Origin of the sequence: Streptomyces sp. Tu 3180, from assembly GCF_009852415.1 — a bacterium.
GTDB lineage: Bacteria > Actinomycetota > Actinomycetes > Streptomycetales > Streptomycetaceae > Streptomyces.
This window is the reverse complement of record NZ_WOXS01000002.1, coordinates 7,927,420-7,944,551: the sequence shown is the minus strand read 5'-3', so window position 1 is coordinate 7,944,551 and position 17,132 is coordinate 7,927,420. Positions and strand designations below refer to the sequence as shown.

At 73.1% G+C, this 17,132-nt stretch carries 14 protein-coding genes; 4 read left to right on the top strand and 10 right to left on the bottom strand.

What is annotated here, in order from left to right; all coding sequences use genetic code 11:
- The first annotated feature begins 301 nt into the window (after positions 1-301).
- Positions 302-2,845, top strand: coding sequence for a discoidin domain-containing protein (locus GL259_RS35765; protein ID WP_159537741.1), 2,544 nt, complete (start codon positions 302-304; stop codon positions 2,843-2,845).
- A 21-nt stretch (positions 2,846-2,866) separates the two neighbouring features.
- Here GL259_RS35765 and GL259_RS35760 read toward each other — a convergent pair whose 3' ends face one another.
- Complete coding sequence (locus GL259_RS35760; protein WP_159537740.1) at positions 2,867-3,091, bottom strand: hypothetical protein; 225 nt, start codon at positions 3,089-3,091, stop codon at positions 2,867-2,869.
- A gap of 176 nt (positions 3,092-3,267) precedes the next feature.
- On the opposite strand from GL259_RS35760, the gene GL259_RS35755 reads away from it, so the two are divergent.
- Positions 3,268-3,741: a carboxymuconolactone decarboxylase family protein gene (locus GL259_RS35755; protein ID WP_159537738.1), complete on the top strand. Its 474-nt coding sequence runs from the start codon at positions 3,268-3,270 to the stop codon at positions 3,739-3,741.
- 73 nt (positions 3,742-3,814) lie between these two features.
- Here the strand turns inward: GL259_RS35755 and msrA are convergent, their stop codons facing one another.
- The 9 genes from msrA to GL259_RS35710 form a co-directional block, all read right to left on the bottom strand.
- Positions 3,815-4,327: a peptide-methionine (S)-S-oxide reductase MsrA gene (gene msrA / locus GL259_RS35750; protein ID WP_159537736.1), complete on the bottom strand. Its 513-nt coding sequence runs from the start codon at positions 4,325-4,327 to the stop codon at positions 3,815-3,817.
- A gap of 297 nt (positions 4,328-4,624) precedes the next feature.
- Positions 4,625-5,083 (bottom strand): ATP-binding protein, encoded by a 459-nt coding sequence (locus GL259_RS35745; RefSeq protein ID WP_159537734.1) that lies wholly within the window; start codon positions 5,081-5,083, stop codon positions 4,625-4,627.
- Between the two features lie 182 nt (positions 5,084-5,265).
- Positions 5,266-7,599 (bottom strand): alpha/beta fold hydrolase, encoded by a 2,334-nt coding sequence (locus GL259_RS35740; RefSeq protein ID WP_159537731.1) that lies wholly within the window; start codon positions 7,597-7,599, stop codon positions 5,266-5,268.
- Complete coding sequence (locus tag GL259_RS35735) at positions 7,572-9,356, bottom strand: N-acetylglutaminylglutamine amidotransferase (RefSeq protein ID WP_159537729.1); 1,785 nt, start codon at positions 9,354-9,356, stop codon at positions 7,572-7,574. The genes GL259_RS35740 and GL259_RS35735 overlap by 28 nt, the downstream gene beginning before the upstream one ends.
- A gap of 256 nt (positions 9,357-9,612) precedes the next feature.
- The gene (locus tag GL259_RS35730; RefSeq protein WP_159537727.1) at positions 9,613-10,812 is read right to left on the bottom strand and encodes a glutamate--cysteine ligase; all 1,200 of its coding nucleotides are present in this window, start codon (positions 10,810-10,812) and stop codon (positions 9,613-9,615) included.
- A 171-nt stretch (positions 10,813-10,983) separates the two neighbouring features.
- Positions 10,984-11,322: an STAS domain-containing protein gene (locus GL259_RS35725; RefSeq protein ID WP_159537725.1), complete on the bottom strand. Its 339-nt coding sequence runs from the start codon at positions 11,320-11,322 to the stop codon at positions 10,984-10,986.
- Positions 11,319-12,593, bottom strand: coding sequence for a SpoIIE family protein phosphatase (locus tag GL259_RS35720; protein ID WP_159537723.1), 1,275 nt, complete (start codon positions 12,591-12,593; stop codon positions 11,319-11,321). The genes GL259_RS35725 and GL259_RS35720 overlap by 4 nt, the downstream gene beginning before the upstream one ends.
- Complete coding sequence (locus GL259_RS35715) at positions 12,590-13,396, bottom strand: alpha/beta hydrolase (RefSeq protein ID WP_159537721.1); 807 nt, start codon at positions 13,394-13,396, stop codon at positions 12,590-12,592. The genes GL259_RS35720 and GL259_RS35715 overlap by 4 nt, the downstream gene beginning before the upstream one ends.
- A gap of 67 nt (positions 13,397-13,463) precedes the next feature.
- Entirely contained in the window at positions 13,464-14,369 is a 906-nt protein-coding gene (locus tag GL259_RS35710; RefSeq protein WP_159537719.1) for an NAD(P)-dependent oxidoreductase, read from the bottom strand.
- Positions 14,370-14,538: 169 nt separating this feature from the next.
- Between GL259_RS35710 and GL259_RS35705 the strand changes: the two genes are divergently transcribed.
- Positions 14,539-15,141, top strand: coding sequence for a TetR/AcrR family transcriptional regulator (locus GL259_RS35705; RefSeq protein ID WP_159539225.1), 603 nt, complete (start codon positions 14,539-14,541; stop codon positions 15,139-15,141).
- Positions 15,142-15,214: 73 nt separating this feature from the next.
- Positions 15,215-17,113: a molecular chaperone HtpG gene (gene htpG, locus GL259_RS35700; protein WP_159537717.1), complete on the top strand. Its 1,899-nt coding sequence runs from the start codon at positions 15,215-15,217 to the stop codon at positions 17,111-17,113.
- Positions 17,114-17,132: the final 19 nt, after the last annotated feature.

The following is a 17,132-nucleotide window of genomic DNA, read 5'->3' as shown; positions in this document are numbered from 1 at the left end:
CCCCCGGGCCGGGAGTCAAGGCATGCGGATTCGGCGCGGCGCCGCCTCCTCCCGCGGGCGCCCGTTCACCAATTCGCGTCCAGGGGCTTGCCCGTGTGATGTCTCACCACTTAAATCAAAGCCTGAACTAAGCGGCCGTGCGGTCGTTCCCGCCCTTCGGCACGCCCTCGCACGCGGAGAGCCGCGCCCTCGCACCGTCCACCGCGCGGACCGCTCGGCCCGCGCGCATGCGGGCTCGCCCCACCCCCACATCGCACCAGCAGAAGGCTGACGCATGAGACACATGAAGCACTCGAACCGCTTGAGACGCAGAGCTCTCGGTGCGGCGCTCGTCGCCACGGCGGCACTCGTCACCCTGCCCGCGGCCCAGACCCCGGCCGCGGCGGCCGAGACCCTCCTGTCCCAGGGCAGGACGGCCACCGCCTCGTCGACCGAGAACGCCGGAACGCCCGCGAGCGGCGCCGTGGACGGCGACAGGGGCACCCGGTGGTCGTCGGCCGCCGGCGACGACCAGTGGTTGCAGGTCGACCTGGGCGCCACGGCGTCCGTCACCCGAGTCGTCCTCGACTGGGAGGCCGCCCACGCCAGGGACTACAGGATCCAGCTGTCGCAGGACGGCGGCAGCTGGACCGACGCCAGGACCGTGACCGGCGGCGACGGCGGCGTCGACACGGTGGACGTGTCGGGGCAGGCCCGCTACGTCCGGATGCAGGGCCTGGACCGGGCCACCGCATGGGGCTACTCCCTGTGGGAGTTCCAGGTCTTCGGCACCGGCGGCACCCCGCCCGCCTCCTGCGGCACGGCCAACTCCGCCCAGGGCAGGCCCGCCACCGCCTCCTCCACGGAGAACGCGGGCACCCCCGCCTCCGCCGCATTCGACGGTGACACCGGCACCCGCTGGTCGAGCCAGGCCTCGGACCCGCAGTGGGTGCGGGTCGACCTGGGCGCGGTGCGCGACCTGTGCAAGGTGGACCTGAACTGGGAGGCCGCTCACGCCAGGGACTTCCGGATCGAGGCCTCCGCCGACGGGCAGAACTGGGACACGCTCACGTCCGTCACCGGCGCCACCGGCGGCCGGGCCTCCTACGAGGTGAGCGGTTCGGGCCGGTACGTACGCGTCTTCGGCACGGCCCGCGCCACCGGGTACGGCTACTCCCTGTGGGAGGTCGCCGTGCACACCTCCTCGGGCGGCACCGGCCCGATCGAGGGCGGCGGCGACCTGGGGCCGAACGTCATCGTCGTGGACCCCTCCACGCCGGGCCTGCAGCAGAAGTTCGACCAGGTCTTCGCCCAGCAGGAGAAGAGCCAGTTCGGCAGCGGGCGGTACCAGTTCCTGCTGAAGCCGGGCACGTACAACAACATCAACGCCCAACTCGGCTTCTACACCTCGGTGTCGGGGCTGGGTCTCAACCCCGACGACGTCCAGCTCAACGGCGACATCACCGTGGACGCCGGCTGGTTCAACGGCAACGCCACGCAGAACTTCTGGCGTTCGGCGGAGAACCTCGCCATCAGCCCCGCCAACGGCACCAACCGGTGGGCGGTCGCCCAGGCCGCTCCGTTCCGCCGGATCCACGTCAAGGGCGGTCTCAACCTCGCCCCCAACGGCTACGGCTGGGCCTCCGGCGGCTACATCGCCGACTCGAAGATCGACGGCACCGTCGGCCCCTACTCCCAGCAGCAGTGGTACACGCGCGACAGCTCCGTCGGCGGCTGGACCAACGGCGTGTGGAACATGACGTTCACGGGTGTCCAGGGCGCTCCGGCGACCAACTTCGAGACCGGCCCGTACACCACGTTCGACACCACCCCGATCTCCCGCGAGAAGCCGTTCCTCCACCTGGACGGCGACGACTACAGGGTGTTCGTGCCCGCCAGGCGCACCAACTCCCGCGGTGTGTCCTGGCCGGCCAACGCGGGCGGCACCTCGCTGCCGCTCGACCGGTTCTACGTGGTCAAGCCCGGTGCCACGGCCGCGACCATCAACGCCGCGCTCGACCAGGGCCTCAACCTGCTGTTCACGCCCGGCGTGTACCACATCGACCAGACCATCCGGGTCGACCGGGCCGGCACCGTGGTGCTCGGCCTCGGCCTGGCGACGATCGTCCCGGACGGCGGCATCGACGCCCTGCACGTGGCGGACGTCGACGGTGTCCGGCTGGCCGGCTTCCTGATCGACGCGGGACCGCAGAACTCGGACACGCTGCTGCGCATCGGCCCGGAGGGCTCCTCCGCCGACCACTCCGCCAACCCGACCACCGTGCAGGACGTGTTCGTCCGCATCGGCGGCGCGGGTCCCGGCCGCGCCACCGACTCCGTCGTCGTCAACAGCGACGACGTGATCATCGACCACACCTGGATCTGGCGCGCCGACCACGGCGAGGGCGTCGGCTGGGAGACCAACCGCGCCGACTACGGACTGCGCGTCAACGGCGACGACGTCCTCACCACGGGCCTGTTCGTCGAGCACTTCAACAAGTACGACGTGTTCTGGAGCGGAGAGCGCGGCCGCACGATCTTCTTCCAGAACGAGAAGGCCTACGACGCCCCGAACGAGGCCGCCATCACCCACGACGGCATCGTCGGGTACGCGGCCTACAAGGTCGCCGACTCGGTGAACGAGCACGAGGCCTGGGCGCTCGGCAGCTACTGCAACTACACGTCCGACGACACCATCGTGCAGCACCACGGCTTCCAGGTGCCGGTGAAGCCCGGCATCAGGATGCGGCACATGATGGTGATCTCCCTCGGCGGCAAGGGGCAGTACCGCCACGTCGTCAACGACACGGGACCGCCCACCTCGGGGACGGACACCATCCCCTCCAAGGTCGCCCGGTTCCCCTGAGCGGGACGCCCCGCTCCGGGCTCAGAACAGCCGCCCCTGCTCGGCGGGGGCGGTCCGGCGCGGGGCGCGGGGTGTTCCGGGGCGCCGCGCCGGGGTCTCCTCCCCGAACAGCGGCGCCGTGCCGTACTCGTCCGGCTCGGCCGGCACCGGGACGGGACCGGTCCCCACGTTGAGGCACAGCGGAGCGTCGCGGTCGAAGTCCCCGGGCGTCATGTCCGTCCAGTCGCGTTCCCGACGCTCACTCACCGACGCTCCGCTCCCCGTCCACGCGGCCAGGTTATCGCTCGTCCCGTGCCCCGCGAACGACGCGCTGCACGGCGCCGTCGGGCGGAGAGACGTACGTCACACCCGCGTTCCTGTCACATCGCGTGGACCCGGTTCGTCAGTGAGGTGCAACCACCCGACGGACCAAGGAGATCCCCATGACCGCGCGTGTCGACGTCTTCGCCAACCCCCTCGCCGCCAAGGTGATGAAGCACCTCAACTCGGCGGGCAGGGCGGTGTCGGAATCCGGACTGCCGGCCGCCACCCAGGAACTGGTGAAGATCCGCGCCAGCCAGATCAACGGCTGCGGCTTCTGCACCGACATGCACACCAAGGACGCCGCCGCCGCCGGGGAGACCTCGCTGCGCCTCAACCTGGTGGCCGTCTGGCGGGAGGCCACGGTCTTCACCGAGGCGGAGCGCGCCGCGCTGGAGCTGACCGAGCAGGGCACCCGGATCGCGGACGCGGCCGGCGGGGTCAGCGACGAGGCCTGGGCGAACGCCGCGAAGCACTACGACGAGGACCAGCTCGTCGCCCTGATGTCCCTGATCGCCATCATCAACACCTACAACCGCATCAACGTCATCAACCAGCAGCCGGCCGGCGACTACCAGCCGGGCCAGTTCGGCTGACGTCACGGCGGCCCGGTCCCGGCCGTGGGGGCCGGGACCGGGCCGCCGTGACGTGCCCGCGGGGCGCCGTGGGTCAGGCCTCCGCCCGCTTCGGCAGACGCCAGCCGGGGCGCACGAAGTGGCAGGTGTAGCCGTCCGGGTAGCGCTGCAGGTAGTCCTGGTGCTCCGGCTCGGCCTCCCAGAACGGGCCGGCCGGCGCGACCTCGGTCACCACTTCTCCCGGCCACAGCCCCGACGCGTTCACATCGGCGATCGTCTCCTCGGCGATGCGCTTCTGCTCGTCGTCGAGGTAGAAGATGGCGGAGCGGTAGCTCAGGCCGATGTCGTTGCCCTGACGGTTCTTCGTGGTCGGGTCGTGGATCTGGAAGAAGTACTCCAGGATCGTGCGATAGTCGGTGACCGCGGGGTCGTACGTGATCTCGATCGACTCGGCGTGGGTGCCGTGGTCGCGGTAGGTGGCGTTGGGCACGTCGCCGCCGCTGTACCCCACCCGCGTGGTCAGCACGCCCGGGAACGTGCGGATCAGCTCCTGCATGCCCCAGAAGCAGCCGCCCGCGAGCAGCGCCCTCTCCTCGGTCCTCGTCATCTCGTCTCGCCCTTCTCCCACGTATCCGGCTGGTTCACCCGGCTCGCGCCGGACGCGCTGTCGACCGTCATCGACCACCGCTGACCATGTTCAGCAACGACAACCCCGTCGCGGACATGATTGTTCCAGCACGTCCACCACCGGACCGCACGTCCTGCGGGCAGGCCGGCAGCCCCATCGGCAGGATGACGAGCGAGGGGCGGGGGGCGCCGGCGCCGGTTCCGTCGGCACGGGGCCGGCCGTCCCGGGGCGGGTTCGGCCGGCAGGCGGACGCGGCAGCGGCGCGCCTCGCGGGCGCTAACCGGCCGCCGGGGCGTCGAGGAGGGAGATGCGGGCCGTGACGCACTTGCCGGCGGGTTCCTGCCGGACGTCCAGACTCCGGGCGACGGCCGTCACGATCTCCAGTCCGTGCTGGCCGATCCGGCCCGGGTCCGCGGCCCGGGCCACCGGCAGCGCGGGATTGCCGTCCCGGACGCTCACCTCCAGGGCGTCGCCGAGGACGCGCAGGTCCAGCCGGACGGGACCGGGTGCGTACTTGCGGGCGTTGGTGACCAGCTCGCTGACCACGAGCTGGGTGATCTCCACCGCGCGGGTCGAGACCGGCAGGCCGTCCTCCGCACGCGCCCGTGCCAGGAAATCCGCGGCGAGGCGGCGGGCCTGCGCTATCCACGCGCCGTCACCGTCCAGGGCGTAGGAAGCCCGCAACCGCGGTACGTCCGGCGCCGCGGCCTCCTCGTCGACAGGAACTGGTTCCATCCGGTCCGCCCTCACTCACCGATCACACCCGCGCGCCTACCCGCGCCGCTCCCCCACACGCCCCTGAAGTGTGACAGGTGCCTGTGACACCGCCCGGACGGCCCCGGCACCTCCGGCGACCGGTCCGGCTCCGTGACCCGTGCGCACCCGGTTCCCCGCCCCGGCGACCGGCCACCCGCCCGTCAGGCCCCCTCACGGCCCCGGTCCGTCAGGTGGCGCTCCATCCAGTCGGCCGCGGTCCGGCGGAACAGGCGGCGGTTGTCGGCGCGGCGGAATTCGTGGCCCTCGTGGCGCAGGAGGAGGAGTTCCGCCTCCAGTCCGCGCTCCCTGGCGGCCCGGACGAACTGCTCGGACTCGCCCGGGGGCACGTTGGTGTCGTGCTCGCCGTGGACGGCCAGGAACGGGACGCGCAGCGCCTCGATGCGGCTCATCGGGGACAGTGCGCGCAGCAGGTCGTGATCGCGGTCCGGATGCCCGTACTTGTGGGCGGCGGACTGGGCGATCCAGGGTTCGGTCCCGGCGAAGAAGGTGGCGAAGTCCGACATGCCGCAGACCGCGACACCGGTGCGGAACAGCTCCGGATGCCACACCAGGGACGCCATCACCAGGTAGCCGCCGTACGAGCGGCCCATCACGGCCAGCCGCCGGGGATCGGCCAGGCCCTGCACGACCGCGTGCGCCGCGCAGTCCGCGACGTCGTTGATCGCGTCGAAGCGCCCCTCGCCCAGGTCCGCGTCGACGAAGGAGCGGCCGTGCCCGCCGGAGCCCCGCACGTCGGGCGCGAAGACGTCCAGCCCCCGGGCGAGCAGCTCGAGGTAGAGCGGTTCGAGGACCGGGCGTTCCTGTTCCTCCGGCCCGCCGTGCAGGTGCAGGACGCACGGCGCCGGCTCCCCCGGTGAGCGGCCCGGCGCGCGGTAGTACCAGCCGCCGAGGGTGAGCCCGTCCCGGGCCACGGGACTCATGGGCATCGGCCGGACGGGTGTGCGGCCCGACGGGGCGGTGTCCCCGTCGCCCATGTCCCGCGAGGACCACGGCGTGCGCAGCGGCAGCCCGTGGGGCAGCCACCACACGCCGGGAAGCCGCCGGGACCCCGCCAGCGCCACGACGGGGGCGTCGGGGTCGGCGGTGGGCTCGACGCGCGTGACCACCTCGTGGGGCAGCGCGACGGTCCGTCCGGCGCCGGCCGAGGCGGGGGCGGTCCCGGACAGCGCGGTCCCGGGCAGCGCGGTCCCGGGCAGCGCGGCGTCGACCGGTGCGCCGTCGGCCGGCGCGGCGCCGGGGGAGGCGGCGGTGTCCGGTCCGCGGCCGGGTGTCCCGGCCGCGGTCAGACCGACCATCTCCAGCTCGCTCACCCCGCGCACGTTCCACGCCAGCACCGCGCGCCGCGCGTCACGCCCGAGGGCGAGCAGCTCGAGTTCGCAGTCCGGTCGCTGAGCCACCACCGTGGTGCCGAGCAGCTGCCCCCGCGGGTCCAGGCGGGCGGCGACGAGGGCGGCGTACTCCCGGCCGCCGTCGCTGCGCAGCCACAGCGTGCCCGCGTCCGGGGAGAAGCCGCCGATCCAGGGGTCGCCGTCGGCGACCGGCAGCGCGCAGGTCACCGACCGGTCGCGGGTGCGGACGACGAGGGCCTCGCGGCGTCCTCGCGGTCCCCGGTAGAGGAGGGCGAACCGGCCGTCCCGGCTGAGGTCGCACACGCGCAGGGTGGACGCGCCGCGCTCGCTCGCGAGCAGCACGGGCGCGTCGATCCCCTCGGGGTCGACGAGGTACGCGGAGAGGGTCCTCGGTTCCGGTTCCTGGACGGAGGCGACCTCGTCCGCGGGGCCCCGCCCCGCCGTGTGCCCGGGCGCCGGGGCGTCCAGCAGGACGGCGCGGCCGTCGCGGTGGGCGCTGCCGGGTGCGCTGAGCGGCTCCGGTGCCGTCGGGCCGGCGTGCGCGGAGCGCGGCGGGACGGGGTCGGTGACCGTCACCGCGACCGCCGAGCCGTCGTGCTGCCAGCAGCCCAGGAGCGCGGAGGTGCCCGGCTCGCCGCCGGCCAGCAGATGCCGTCCGGTGCCGTCCGGGCGCACGCACAGGACGCGGGTGAGCTCGCCGCCGCCCGGGGCCGTGGTGTAGGCGATCCAGCGGCCGTCCGGGGACCAGGACACCTCGATGACCGGATGCGGGTCGGCGTCGAGCAGGTGCACCTCCTCGCTGTCCACCGGCCCGGCCCACAGCTGCGGCACCCCGGCCCGGTCGCAGACGAAGGCGACGTGCCGGCCGCCCGGGTCCGCCGAGGGGTACCAGCAGCCGTGGGCGGGCTCGAGCGGCGCGCCGTACGGCGCCGGGGTGTCCGCGAGGAGCAGGGCCTCCGGCGCGTGGTGCACGGCCGAGGCACCGGCGTCGGCCCCCGGCCGCGGGACGCGCGGGGTGCTGCCGTTCAGGGTGACGGATGCGGCGGGGGCGGTGGGTGCCGCGGAGGCCGCGGCCGCCGTGGTCCGCCCCGCACCCGTCAGCGGATTCCGTGCGTCTGCAGCCATATCTCCAGCAACGCAATCTGCCACAGCGCGTTCGCTCCCCGCCTGGTGCGGTGCGCGTCGGGTGCGGTGAGCAGTTCGGTGACGTACTCCTCCCGGAAGACACCGCGGGCCCTGGCCTCGGGGGCGTTGAGGGCCTCGCGGACCCGTTGGAGCACGGGGCCGGCCATGTGCTTGATCGCCGGGACCGGGAAGTAGCCCTTGGGCCGGTCGACGACCTGGCGCGGGAGGACCTTGCGGCCGGCGGCCTTCAGGACGCCCTTGCCGCCGTCGGCGAGTTTCAGCTCCGGCGGGCAGGCGGCGGCCAGCTCGACCAGTTCGTGGTCGAGGAACGGCACCCTGGCCTCCAGGCCCCAGTCCATCGTCATGTTGTCGACGCGCTTGACCGGGTCGTCGACCATCATCACGTGCGTGTCCAGGCGCAGGTCGGCGTCGAGTGCCGTCTCGGCGCCGTCGGCCGCCATGTGGGCGCGCACGAACTCGGCGGAGGCGTCGCGGCCGGGCAGCAGGTCGGGGCGGAGCACCCGGGCGAGGTCGGCGTGCGAGCGGTCGAAGTAGGTGTCGATGTACGCCTCGGCGGCGTGCGCGCGCGGCACCCCCGCCATCGCCGGGTACCAGTGGTAGCCGGCGAACACCTCGTCGGCGCCCTGGCCGCTCTGGACGACCTTGACCTCCTTGGCCACCTGCTCGGAGAGCAGGTGGAAGGCCACCACGTCGTGGCTCATCATGGGCTCGCTCATGGCCAGGACCGCCCCGTCCAGGGCGCCGGCGACCCGGTCGGAGGGGACCATGAGCTGGTGGTGCCGGGTGTCGAAGTGGCGGGCCACGAGGTCGGAGTAGGTGAACTCGTCGCCCTCCTCGTCCCCCTCGGACTCGAAGCCGACGCTGAAGGTCGCGAGGTCGTGCTGGCCCTCGTCGGCCAGCAGGGCCACGATGAGGCTGGAGTCCAGGCCGCCGGAGAGCAGCACGCCGACGGGCACGTCGGCGACCATCCGGCGGCGCACGGCGGTGCGCAGGGCGTCCAGGACCGCGTCCGTCCAGTCGTCGGCGCCGAGACCGGCGTGTTCGGGGCGGCGGGTGTAGGAGGGCTGCCAGTAGCAGCGGTCGTGGTGGCTGCCGTCGGGCTCGACGACCCGCACGGTGGCCGGGGGCAGCTTGCGCACGCCGTTGAGGACCGTGTGGGGCGCGGCGACGGTGGCGTGCCAGCTGAGGTACTGGTGCAGGGCGACCGGGTCGAGCGAGGTGTCGACGTCGCCGGCCGCGAGCAGTGCGGGCAGGGAGGAGGCGAACCTCAGGCGCCCGGCCGACCGGGACAGGTAGAGCGGCTTGATGCCGAGCCGGTCGCGGGCCAGGACGACGCGTCCGGTGTCCTGTTCGACGATCACGAAGGCGAACATGCCGTAGAAGTGGTCGACGCAGTCGGTGCCCCACTGCTGGTAGGCCTTGAGCACCACCTCGGTGTCGGACTCCGAGAAGAAGCGGTGGCCGAGCGCGTGCAGTTCGTCGCGCAGCTCGCGGTAGTTGTAGACGCAGCCGTTGAACACGCCGGCGATCCGGGCGCCCGGGTCGGCCATGGGCTGGGCGCCGCTGTCCGACAGGTCGATGATCTTCAGCCTGCGGTGCCCGAGGGCCACGGGGCCCTGCGACCACAGGCCGCGGCCGTCGGGGCCGCGCGGCGCGAGCCGGTCGGTCATGCGCTCCACCGCCGCGATGTCCGGGCGTCCGCCGTCGAAACGTACCTCACCACTGAGCCCGCACATCAGAGGGCCCTCCTTCCCCCGGAGGCCGCGCCCCGGCAGGGCGGCAGCACACAGCCCTGGGGCCGGTGTCCGCGTCCCGGTGCGGGCACCCGCCCGGTGGACGGGCGCGGACCGTCGCCCTCCGGGGACGGATCCGGGGCCTGGCGGGTGGACGTGTGCGTACTGGACATGACGGTGTGACACTCTCCTCGGTCGGCTGTGCGCAGGGACGCGCGTGAGGGTGGGAAGGGCGGCCGCGAACCGGCGGCGCGCCGGGTCAGCCGGTCGGACCCGGCGCCGCGGGCGTGCGGACGTAGGCGTGGGTGGTGCGGGAGACGGCCGGCCGGGCGGAGGGGCGCCGGGAGCGGCGGCCGGAGCTGCGGGGCGCGGGGCGGCCGCCGCGGGTCTCGGCGACCATCAGGTCGACGCTGGCGAGCAGGTCCTCCTCCTGCGCCGTCCGGCGCAGGCGGTGCGCCGCGCTCCCCGTGACGAGGGCCTCCTCGAGCAGGCCGCGGACGGTGTCCCAGTCGCCGGACGCCTCCAGGGCCGGACGCAGCCGGTTCAGCAGGCCGTGCAGCACCACCGGGGCCGGGGCGGCGCGGCGGGTCGCCGGGTCGACGAGCTGTCCTTCGAGGCCCGAGCGCGCGGCGCGCCAGGTGGCCGCGCGCAGCCACTCGTGGTGTCCGTCGCAGCGGGACCCCTCGCCGCGCTCCAGGCGGCCGAGGGCGTCGCGCACCAGCGCGCGGAAGAGCCCGGCGACCAGCACCACGGTCTCGGCGCGGGGGCAGGCGTCGCAGATGCGCAGTTCCAGGGTGCGCTGGTGGGCCGAGGGCCGGACGTCGTGGTAGAGCATCCCGGGGTCGCTGATGACGCCCGAGCTGATCAGCTCCTCCACGGCGGCGTCGTACTCGGTGGCGCTCTCGTAGCAGCCGACGGGGCCCGCGGTCGGCCAGCGCTGCCATAGCATGGTGCGCCAGCTGGCGTAGCCGGTGTCGGAGCCGAGCCAGAACGGTGAGCTGGCGGACAGGGCGAGCAGCGGCGGCAGCCAGGGCGAGACCAGGCACATGGCGCGCACGGCGGTGTCCCGGTCGGGCACGTCGACGTGGATCTGCGCGCTGCAGATGAGCTGTTCGTCGGCGACCCGGCGGTAGTCGTCGACCATGCGCCGGTAGCGGGGGTCCGCGGTGACGTCCCGGGAGGTGACGCGGGCCAGCGGGACGGTGCCGGCGGCCACGACGGCCAGTCCGACGGAGGAGGCGGCCGCGTCCAGCCGGCGCCTCGCCCCGGCCAGGTCCGCGTAGAGGTCGTCGAGGGTGTCGTGGACCCCGCTGTTGCTCTCCACCACCGACTGCTGCAGCTCGTGTGTGAAGCCGGCTCTGCCGAGCCGTCCGAGCAGCGCGCCGGCCCGTGGCACGAGCCGGCCGCTCTCCACGTCCAGTACGTGAAATTCTTCCTCTGCTCCGATACGCACCGTCACCGCTCGTCCCCTTGCCCGTAGTCGTGTGCCGTGCCGGCCGGGGCTCGAGGTCACCCGGCTGGCGGATCGGCATATTCCGGGTTCCCGGATGCGCCGTTCGCACGCCCGGGGATCGCGATCCGGTGGCCGCGCCGGTGCCGTGGGCTGGGGTTTCCCGCGTCGGGGCGCCCGTCAGGGGCCGGTGAGGGAGCGCGGGCCGTCGCGCATGTCGAACACCTGGTCCAGACCGGTCATGCGCAGCAGGCGCCTCGTGCCGGCCGGCACGGCCACCAGGATCATCTCGCTCCCGGCCGCGACGGCCTGGTTACGCACGGCGATCAGTGCCGTGATGCCGCTCGAGTCGCAGAACCCCAGTTCGCTCAGGTCGACCACGAGGCACCGGCCGGGCGGGAGCACCGCCTCCTGCGCGGCGTGGCGCAGCCGCTGCGCGTTGGTGTAGTCGAGGTCGCCGGTGACCTCGAGGGCGAGGCCGGCGGGCACGTGCGACGTGGTGATCGTCAGGGGCTTCATGCGGGTGTTTCGGATCCGGTGTCGGTGTGGGCGGGGAGGCCGAGTGCGAGCAGGGCGGTGTCGTCGACGAGTCCGTCGCCGAAGCCCCGCAGCAGCGCTGTCAGGGCGTCGACCGCACGGCCGGGAGGGGCGGGGGCGAGATCGGCGGCGAAGGACTCCAGGGCCTCGTCACCGTACAGTTCCCGGTCCTCGCCGACACGGGCCTCGGTGAGGCCGTCGGTGTAGAGCAGCAGCGTGTCACCCGGGTGCAGGGTGGTGCGGACGGAGACGAACTGCGCCGCGGGCAGCGCGCCGATCAGCATGCCGCCCCGGGTGGAGAGGTGGTCCACCCGCCCGTCCCCGCGCAGGACGAGCGCGGGAGGGTGGCCGCCGGAGGCCAGGTGGACGTGGGTCGCGCCCCCGGCACGCTCCAGCACCCCGACCACGGCGGTGCAGTACCGCGGGTCGTCACCGGTGTACCGGTCCAGCAGGGTGGTGTTGAGGATGCGCAGGTTGGCGGCGGGATCGGGGTCGTGGAGCGCGGCGGCGCGCAGGGTGTAGCGGGCGAGGGAGGTGAGCGCGGCGGCCTGCGGTCCCTTGCCGCACACGTCGCCGAGGAAGAAGGCGAACCGGTCACCGTCGAGCGGGAACAGGTCGTAGAAGTCGCCGCCCAGCTGGACGTCGGAGGCGGTGTGGTAGTGGCAGGCGGTCTCCATGCCGGGGATGTCGGGCAGGACGGCCGGCAGCAGGCTCTGCTGGAGCACGGCCAGCGCCTCCCGCAGCCGCTCGCGGTCGGCCTCGGCCTGCCGGCGGGCCTCGTCGGCCGCGCGGCGGGCACGCAGCAGCTCCTTCTCGTAGGCGCGCCGGTCGGTGGCGTCGAAGACGGTGGTCCTGACCAGCAGGGGCTCGCCGCCGTCGCTCGTCTTGACGACGGAGGTGACCAGCACCGGAAGCCGGGGGCCCGCCGCGGTCCTCATCTCCAGGGCGATGCCACTCAGGTGCCCCTGCATGCGCAGCAGCGGGGCGAAGTGCGTCTCGTGGTAGAGCCTGCCGCCGACCGTGAGCAGGTCGCTGAAGCGCATCCGGCCCACCACCTCCTCGCGGGACAGGCCGAGCCAGCCCAGCAGAGTGGCGTTGATCTTGGCGATGGTGCCGTCCATCAGCGTGGACAGGTAGCCGCACGGCGCCGACTCGTACAGCTCCTCGGCGGAGTCCTCCAGCAGCGCGCTGAAGGCCGCGTCCGTGCCCGGTATGCCCCTGCCGGAGTCGGAATCGCCTGGACCGCGGCTCATGGGGTGAGATCTGACACGAAGGCGGAGATCGCCGAGGCGGTGGCCTCGGGGGCGCTGAGCTGGGGGCAGTGACCGGTGGCGTCGAGGGTGACCAGCCGGCTGCCGGGGATCGCGGAGTGGACGTACGCGCCGACCTCCGGGGGCGCGATGGCGTCCTGCGCGCACTCCAGGATCAGCGTGGGCGCGGTCACCCCCCGGAGGTCCTTGCGGCTGTCGGACAGGAACGTGGTGCGCGCGAACACCCGGGCGATCTCCGGGTCGGTGGCGCAGAAGCTGTTGGTGAGCTCCTCACCCAGCTCGGGCCGGTCCGGGTTGCCCATGATGACGGGGGCCATGGCCGCCGACCAGCCCAGGTAGTTCGACTCCAGCGACTCCAGCAGCTCGTCGATGTCCTGCGCGCTGAAGCCGCCGCGGTACCCGTCCTCGTCGATGTAGCACGGGGAGGGGCACACCATGACCAGGGAGCCGATCCGTTCCGGGGCAGCGGCCCGGGCCAGCACGCCGACCATCGCGCTCACGGAGTGGCCGACCAGGACGGCGTCCCGCAGGTCCAGCGCCTCGCAGACCTCCACCACGTCGCGGGCGTAGCCGTCGAGGGAGGAGTAACGCGCCTCCCGCCAGGCCGAGAGGTCGGAGCGGCCGGCACCCACGTAGTCGAAGAGCACCACCCGGAAGTTCTCGGCCAGGACGGGCTCGACCAGGCGCCACATGTTCTGGTCGCAGCCGAACCCGTGCACCAGGACGACCGTGCGGCCGGAGGCGCGTCCGGTGACACGGACGTTGTTTCTGCGAAGGATGCTCACTCAGCCCATGCTCGCACGCCCGGCGGGAAACCGGCCGTCCGGCCGGGTTCGGCCCGACGTCAGGACGTCAGGCTTCTCCGCCCGCCGGCTCGCCGGAGCGCGCGCCGTCGGTCCTGGCCTCCAGCGCGCGCAGCACGGCCACCATGTCCTCCTGGCCGTGGCCCCGGGTCACGGTCTCGTCGAAGAGGGTGTGGCAGACGTCGAGGAGCGGGGAGGCCACCCCCGTCCTGCGGGCCGCCTCGGCGATCAGGCGGTTGTTCTTCAGCACGTCCGCGGCGGCGGCCTGGACGGCGAAGTCGCGGGCGAGCAGCTTGGGGGCCTTCATGCGCGAGACGGCGCTGGCCATCGGGCCCGCGTCCAGGACGTCGAGGAAGCGGCGGCGGTCGAGGCCGTGCCGGTCGGCGAAGTGGAACGCCTCGGTCAGCCCGGTGACCTGGGTGATCAGGAACAGGTTCACCGAGAGCTTCATCAGCAGGGCGTTCGGCACCGGGCCGCAGTCGAACGTCTCGCGGCACATCGGCGCGAGCAGGGGCCGCACCGACGCCGCAGCGGGGGCGTCGCCCGCCAGCATGGCGACCAGGTGCCCCTGCTCCGCCGGGACCCGTGATCCGGAGACGGGGGCCTCCGCGTACGCGCCGCCCGCGGCACGGACGGCGGCCTCCAGGCCGGCCGAGTACTCCGGCGACGTGGTGCCCATGTGGACGACGGTGCGCCCGGCGACGCGGGCGGCGAAGTCCGGGGTGCCGCGGGCCAGCACCGCGTCGGTCGCCGCCTCGTCGGCCAGCATGAGGAACACGGCGCCGGCCCGTTCGAAGACCTCGGCGGGGCCCTCGGCGACCTCGGCTCCGGCGTCGCGCAGGGGTGCGCACCGCTGCGGGGTGCGGTTCCAGACGACGAGGGGCGTCCCGGCGCGGACGAGGTTGAGCGCCATGGGCCGGCCCATGACCCCGAGCCCGATGAAGCCGACGTACACGACGCACCGCCGTTCCCGGCCCGCGCCGCGGTCGGGGCGCTGCCGCACTCGTGGGCGCCGGCGGGTCCGCGGGACGCCGGCGCCATCCCCTATGACCGTTGTCATAGTAGCGGCCGTCATGACGGCGGTCATAGAGTCGGGAGGAAGGATCCGGTGGCGGGAGGTCGGGATGGCGGTGTCCGGACGAGGGCCGCGTGAGCGGATGGTCTTCAGCGCGGCCCAGCTGATCCGGCGCGACGGGGTCACCTCCACGGGGATGCGTGAGGTGGCCGCGCACGCGGGGGCGCCGCGCGGATCGCTCCAGCACTACTTCCCCGGCGGCAAGGAGCAGCTCGTCGACGAGGCGGTGGACTGGGCGGGCCGGTACGCGGCCCGGCGCGTCGACCGGTTCCTCGCCGCGCTGCCCGAACCGACGCCCGCCGGGCTGTTCGCGCAGATGGTCCGGCAGTGGACCGACGAGTACGAGACGGCGGGCTTCGGCGGCGGCTGCCCGGTCGCCGCCGCCACCGTGGACCGCGCAGAGTCCGCCCCGTCGACGCGGAAGGCCGCGTCCGCCGCCTTCGCCCACTGGACCGGCGCGGTGGCCCGTGCCCTGGCCGGCATGGGCGTCCCCGGGGAACGCGCCGAGCCGCTCGCCACGCTCATGATCAGTTCCCTGGAGGGGGCGCTCCTCGTGGCCCGCGCCGAGCGGGACGTCCGCGCCCTGACCACGGTGTCCCGTGAACTCGGCCCCCTCCTGGACGCGGCCGTGGGGGACACCGGCCCACGGTGACGCCGGGTTTGATTACAGTGACTGCGCCAGATCCATCCCGGTGATCCATGGACCAGTGAGGTAATCGCGAACCATGCCGACCGAAACGTTTGAGTTCCAGGTAGAGGCCCGTCAGCTGCTCCAGCTGATGATCCACTCGGTCTACTCGAACAAGGACGTCTTCCTCCGCGAACTCGTCTCCAACGCCTCCGACGCGCTGGACAAGCTGCGGCTGGAAAAGCTGCGGGACGACTCGCTCGACGCCGACGTCTCGGACCTGCACATCGAGCTCGAGATCGACCGGGACGCCCGCAGGCTCACCGTGCGGGACAACGGCATCGGGATGTCGTACGACGAGGTCGGGCAGCTCATCGGCACGATCGCCAACTCGGGCACGGCCGAGTTCCTGCGGGAGCTGCGCCAGGCGCAGGACACGGCGGGGGCGGAAGGGCTGATCGGCCAGTTCGGCGTCGGCTTCTACTCCGCCTTCATGGTCGCGGACGAGGTCACCCTGCTGACCCGGCGCGCGGGCGAGCAGCAGGGCACGCGCTGGACGTCGCGCGGCGAGGGGACGTACACCCTGGAGCGGGTCGACGACGCGCCGCAGGGCACGTCGGTCACGTTGCACCTCAAGCCGGCCGACCCCGACAACCAGCTCCACGACTACACCTCGGCGTGGAAGGTCAAGGAGATCGTCAAGCGCTACTCGGACTTCATCACCTGGCCCGTCCGGCTCGTCGGCGAGAAGGACGGCGACGGCGAGGCGGCCGAACCCGAGACGCTGAACTCGATGAAGGCGCTGTGGGCGCGCTCGCGCGACGAGGTGTCCGAGGACGAGTACCACGAGCTGTACAAGCACATCAGCCACGACTGGCGCGACCCGCTGCAGACCATCCAGCTCCAGGCCGAGGGCACCTTCGAGTACCAGGCCCTGCTGTTCCTCCCGTCGCACGCGCCGCACGACCTGTTCACGCGGGACTTCAAGCGCGGGGTGCAGCTGTACGTGAAGCGCGTGTTCATCATGGACGACTGCGAGGCGCTGCTGCCGCCGTACCTGCGCTTCGTGAAGGGCGTCGTCGACGCGCAGGACCTCTCGCTCAACGTGTCCCGCGAGATCCTCCAGCAGGACCGGCACATCCGCATGATGCAGCGCCGTCTGACGAAGAAGGTGCTGTCCTCGGTCAAGAGCATGATGACCGACGACGCCGAGCGGTACGCCACCTTCTGGCGGGAGTTCGGCACCGCGCTGAAGGAGGGGCTGGTCACCGACTCCGACCACCGCGACGCCATCCTCGCGGTGGCCTCGTTCTCCACCACGCACGGCGACGAGGAGACCGTCACGCTGCAGCAGTACGTGGAGCGGATGCGCGAGGGGCAGGAGGACATCTACTACATCACCGGCGAGTCCCGGGAGAGCATCGACAACTCCCCGCACATGGAGGCGTTCCGGGAGCGGGGCATCGAGGTGCTGCTGCTCACCGACCCCGTCGACGAGGTGTGGGTCGACGCCGTGGGCGAGTACGAGGGCAAGCGTCTGCGGTCGATCGCCAAGGGCGAGATCGACCTCGGCGCGCAGGGCGACGAGAAGGCCGGGGAGGACCGGGAGAAGCAGGCCGAGGAGTACGCCGGTCTGCTCGACTGGATGCGGGAGCGACTGGACGAGGACGTCAAGGAGGTGCGCCTGTCGACGCGCCTGACGGTGTCCCCCGCCTGTCTCGTCGCCGACTCGAACGACCTCACCCCGGCCCTGGAGAGCATGTACCGGGCCATGGGCCAGGAGGTGCCGCGCACCAAGCGCATCCTCGAACTCAACGCGGACCACGCCCTGGTGAAGGGCCTGAACCAGGCCTACCGGGAGCGCGAGGACCGCTCGGAGCTCACCGAGTCCGCCGAACTGCTGTACACCTTGGCCATGGTGGCGGAGGGCGGCCGGCCGAAGGACCCGGCGCGCTTCGTGCAGCTGATGGCGGACCGGCTGGAGCGCACCCTGTGACGCGACGGCGGGCGGTCGC

Excerpts from the sequence above, each read along its gene's own strand:
- GL259_RS35755 (WP_159537738.1), top strand. The coding sequence starts at position 3,268 with ATGACCGCGCGTGTCGACGTCTTCGCCAACCCCCTCGCCGCCAAGGTG.
- msrA (WP_159537736.1), bottom strand. The coding sequence starts at position 4,327 with ATGACGAGGACCGAGGAGAGGGCGCTGCTCGCGGGCGGCTGCTTCTGG.
- GL259_RS35745 (WP_159537734.1), bottom strand. The coding sequence starts at position 5,083 with ATGGAACCAGTTCCTGTCGACGAGGAGGCCGCGGCGCCGGACGTACCG.
- GL259_RS35740 (WP_159537731.1), bottom strand. The coding sequence starts at position 7,599 with ATGGCTGCAGACGCACGGAATCCGCTGACGGGTGCGGGGCGGACCACG.
- GL259_RS35735 (WP_159537729.1), bottom strand. The coding sequence starts at position 9,356 with ATGTGCGGGCTCAGTGGTGAGGTACGTTTCGACGGCGGACGCCCGGAC.
- GL259_RS35725 (WP_159537725.1), bottom strand. The coding sequence starts at position 11,322 with ATGAAGCCCCTGACGATCACCACGTCGCACGTGCCCGCCGGCCTCGCC.
- GL259_RS35720 (WP_159537723.1), bottom strand. The coding sequence starts at position 12,593 with ATGAGCCGCGGTCCAGGCGATTCCGACTCCGGCAGGGGCATACCGGGC.
- GL259_RS35705 (WP_159539225.1), top strand. The coding sequence starts at position 14,539 with ATGGCGGTGTCCGGACGAGGGCCGCGTGAGCGGATGGTCTTCAGCGCG.
- htpG (WP_159537717.1), top strand. The coding sequence starts at position 15,215 with ATGCCGACCGAAACGTTTGAGTTCCAGGTAGAGGCCCGTCAGCTGCTC.